This is a genomic window from Corallococcus llansteffanensis (assembly GCF_003612055.1).
Lineage (GTDB): Bacteria > Myxococcota > Myxococcia > Myxococcales > Myxococcaceae > Corallococcus > Corallococcus llansteffanensis.
Map to the genome: position 1 here is coordinate 1 of NZ_RAWB01000998.1, position 1,577 is coordinate 1,577.

Genomic DNA, 1,577 nt, shown 5'->3' on the forward strand with positions numbered 1-1,577 from the left:
CTTGGCGGGGGCCGGGGCCTGGGTCGGGCGGCGAATCTTGGAATCACTCACGGGGGGATGCCTCCGACGGCCCGCGCATCGCGGGCGTCCTCATCTTGTCGCGCTTGCAGGCTCCGGAGTTGTGTCCGGGGGGCCCGAAGGTGCGGGCGTTGACGGTGCGATCAGGGGAATCCGGGGAAGACCCTGGCCTTCGCCGCGCGGTCCGCTGGCGGGTGGGTTGAGCCGGCCCCCCTTGAAGCCGCGCAGGTACACGTAGCGGCGGAAGTCGCGCAGGAAGGCGTCCACGGGAATGCCGATGGTCTCCTGGAAGGCCGCGTTGAAGTCGCGGCCCCGGCGCATGGCGGAGAAGGTGCCCCGGATGCGCTCCTCGCCGTAGCGGGTCATCAGGAAGGTGAAGGCGTGGTGGGCGGCGCCGTACACCGTGGCGTTCTCGGTCTCGTACAGCGACTCCGCGCGTGCGAGTGGATCCGCCTGCGGGTACTCGTGGAGGAAGCGGGCGAGGTCCTCCAGGCTGGGGACGCGGTAGCCCTGGCCGGCGGTGTAGGAGGCCATGCCTTCGCTGAACCACAGGGGGATGCCCTTGCGCGTCCAGTCCGACACGGAGGCGGAGGCCTGCCACATGAGGCTGTGGGTGAGCTCGTGCAGCAGCAGTTCGTCCACCTGCTTCTGCGAGGCGCCGGAGCGCGTCCAGGTGCGGGGGCTCTGGACCTCCACCTGCTCGTAGCGGGCCCACGCGCGCAGGAAGTCGTAGCCGCGGCGGTTCGCGGCGCGCTCCAGGGCGGCGTGGTTGGGGTGGATGACCAGCGTGACGGGCTCGTGGAAGGTGCCCCAGCGGGCCAGGCGGGGGCTGGCGTTCGCCACGGCCCGGCGCACCATGTTGGCGGCCTGCGCGTCCTGGGGCGCATGGGCGAAGAGGAACTCGCCGCCGGGCAGGTCCAGGGTGGCCTCCGGAGCCATGGGCTGCCGGGGCGCGGAGGCACACGCGGAGAGCAGGGCGAGCGCCACGAGCACGACGCTCCATCGTCCGGTACCGGTACCACCCACCCGCATCCCGAGCCCCTCAGTTGGCCCCAAGCCAGCGCACCACGGCCCGTCCCACGTCCGCGACGGAGGTGAACGAGGCTACCTCCGGGGCGGAGGGCCCGAAGTAGAGCATGGGCACGGGGTGCACGGTGTGTCCGCGAACCGACAGGTCCTCCACGTTGCCGTGGTCGCTGCACACCAGCACGCGCGCGTCGTCCGGGCGGGTGGCGGCGACAGCGCGGAGGAAGGCGTCGAAGGTGTCGAGCGCGGCCCTGGCGGCGGTGAAGTCCTGGGCGTGGCCGGCCTCGTCGGCGAGGTAGTGCTCGAAGAAGGTGAAGTCGGCCCCTTCGGCGATGCGCCAGAAGAGGGCCGCGGCCGCCTCCGGGGTGCGTTGGGGGACGGACAGCCCGTGCGCGAGCGCGTACGCGCCGGTGATGTCGTGGGTGAGGCCGTCGTCGGCGCGCGCGTCGTCCAGGGTGCGCAGGGGCTCGTCGCCCGCGGCGAAGGCGAGCTTCGCGGCGGAGGGGCGCACCTTGCGCGCGGCGCGCGGGGGC

General features: G+C 73.0%; 1 protein-coding gene and 1 pseudogene. Both read right to left on the bottom strand.

Annotated elements, in window-relative coordinates; translation table 11 throughout:
• Positions 1 to 90 precede the first annotated feature (90 nt).
• The gene (locus D7V93_RS42830) at positions 91 to 1,050 is read right to left on the bottom strand and encodes a gluzincin family metallopeptidase (RefSeq protein ID WP_120648658.1); all 960 of its coding nucleotides are present in this window, start codon (positions 1,048 to 1,050) and stop codon (positions 91 to 93) included.
• A gap of 10 nt (positions 1,051 to 1,060) precedes the next feature.
• Positions 1,061 to 1,577, bottom strand: a pseudogene (locus D7V93_RS42835) (metalloenzyme); the annotation flags it as partial.

What these genes read in the sequence shown, in the direction of transcription:
- D7V93_RS42830 (WP_120648658.1), bottom strand. Translation starts at nt 1,050, where the DNA reads ATGCGGGTGGGTGGTACCGGTACCGGACGATGGAGCGTCGTGCTCGTG.